Annotated in this window: 1 protein-coding gene and 1 pseudogene; one reads left to right on the forward strand and one right to left on the reverse strand. The window is 67.4% G+C overall.

From position 1 onward, the window contains the following. A pseudogene (locus ACYVM4_RS18320) lies at positions 1-268 on the reverse strand (hypothetical protein); the annotation flags it as partial. Positions 269-784: 516 nt separating this feature from the next. Between ACYVM4_RS18320 and ACYVM4_RS18325 the strand changes: the two are divergent. After that, positions 785-1,933, forward strand: coding sequence for an IS701 family transposase (locus tag ACYVM4_RS18325; protein ID WP_460669471.1), 1,149 nt, complete (start codon positions 785-787; stop codon positions 1,931-1,933). Positions 1,934-2,152: the final 219 nt, after the last annotated feature.

Genomic DNA, 2,152 nt, shown 5'->3' on the forward strand with positions numbered 1-2,152 from the left:
GCCACGGGCGGGCGGCAATTCCGGTGCCTCCTAGGGCGGTGAGCACCTCGCGGTGACGGTCCAGGCTCACCGGGTGCGGACCGGCGGGATCAGTGAGGTACTCGTGGTCCAGTTGCAGGCCCAGCCGACTGTGCAGGATCTGCAGCTCCACCACCGCCAAACCGTCCAAGGAGGCAGGAAACGCTTCTGTCGGTCCCAAACGGCGCGAATCCGCGGCCCCCGAAACGAGTGCCTCCGTCGAGGCGACAGTATCGGTGTGATCAATCATGGTGGGCTCCCTCTGTCCAGGCCACCGGACGCGCACCACCCGGACCCGGGCCGAGGTGGCTCGCCCCCAATCCGGTGGGCTTGCGTGGATGCTTCCTATCCTGCGGGCAGCACATGAACGGCGGGCGAACGGATCACCTGGCGCCTCCAGCGAAGCGATCAGCCGCCCGAGGCGGCCGCGGGTCAATCGCGATGACCGTCCTGACCTCTGGCCACTGGTGCCGGAGAGGATCTTCGTGGCTTGACGACCTCTAACCAGCCATATGTAAAGCAATGGTGCGTGGGGCATCCGCCGTCTGTCCGCCGATTTCCACCACGAGGTTTTCCATGGCCTCGCCCGCCAGGGTCCCCACTGGAACGCCTGAGCGGTGAGACCACGGACGTGGTTTCACGGCTCAGGCGTCCGTGGGAAAACGGTGCCCGCCTCCGGTCAGGCACGGGAGGTGGGTGGCGGCCTCGGTCTTAGTACTGCAACGACATATTGTGACCAGCCGTGTGATCTGGTATGGGGTGGTGTGTGCAGGCTCAGATGATGCAGCAGTGGGCGGGAGCTTTCACTGCGTTCTGTGGGCGGTTCGCCGCACGGTTCCCGCGGGTGGAATCGCGGCGGCGGATGGCCGGGTATGTGCGCGGGCTGCTCGGAGAGCTCGAGCGCAAGAACGGCTGGAGTCTGGCCGAGGCCGCCGGCGACACCGGCCCGGAGGGCATGCAGCGGCTGTTGAACTCCTACTCCTGGGACACCGACGGGTTGCGTGATGATGTGCGCGCGGTGGTGATCGAGGCGATCGGAGACCCCGAGGCGGGGGTGTTGATCGTGGACGAGACCGGGTTCCTGAAGAAAGGCACCCGCTCGGCCGGGGTCGCCCGACAGTATTCCGGGACCGCGGGGCGGATCGAGAACTGCCAGATCGGGGTGTTCCTGGCCTATGCCTTTGGGGGTGGCCGGGCGCTGATCGACCGGGAGCTGTACCTGCCCAGGGCCTGGACCGAGGACCGGGCACGGTGTGCGGTGGCCAGGATCCCGGGGGACCGGGACTTCGCGACCAAGCCGCAGTTGGCCCAGGCGATGATCGAGCGCGCCCTGCTGGCAGGGGTGCCCTTCGCGTGGGTCACCGCCGATGAGGCCTACGGCCAGGTCGGGGCGCTGCGGCTGTGGCTGGAGCGCCACGGGGTGGCCCACGTGCTGGCGGTGCCGAAGTCCCAGGCGGTGATCTCGATGGATCTGCGTCAGCGCCGGGCGCACACGGTGATCACCGAGGTGGCCCCGCAGGCCTGGCAGCGGATCAGCTGCGGGGACGGGGCCCACGGGCGCCGGCTTTACGACTGGGCGGTCGTGGACATCCGTCCGCTGCGGGATCCACGCTACGGGCACTGGTTGCTGGCCCGGCGCTCGATCAGCGACCGCACCGAGATCGCCTACTACCTCTGCTTCGGCCCCGCCGGCACTGCCGTTCCGGAGCTGGTGCGGGTGGCCGGGAGCCGGTGGGCGATCGAGGAATGCTTCCAGACCGCCAAGAATGAGACCGGCCTGGACCACTACCAAGTCCGGGATTACACCGCCTGGTACCGGCACATCACCTTGTCCATGGCCGCCGCCGCGTTCTTGCTCCTGATCCACCAGGACGAGAAAAAGGGGGATCCATCGGCGGGCCCGAACCCCAGTTGATTCCGTTGACGATCCACGAGATCCGGCGCTTGTTCAACCGGATCGCCCACCCCGTCCGCCACCTGCCCGAGCACACCTGGCACTGGTCGTCCTGGCGCCGAACATGCCAAGCTCGTGCCCGCGCCAGCCACTACAAACGCAGAGGTCACGATCTGTCGTTGCAGTATTAGAAATGGTTTCAATAGTCCCTCCGTGGCAGTCGGCGGGCGCAAATGATGG

It is taken from the genome of Kocuria himachalensis, assembly GCF_054784195.1.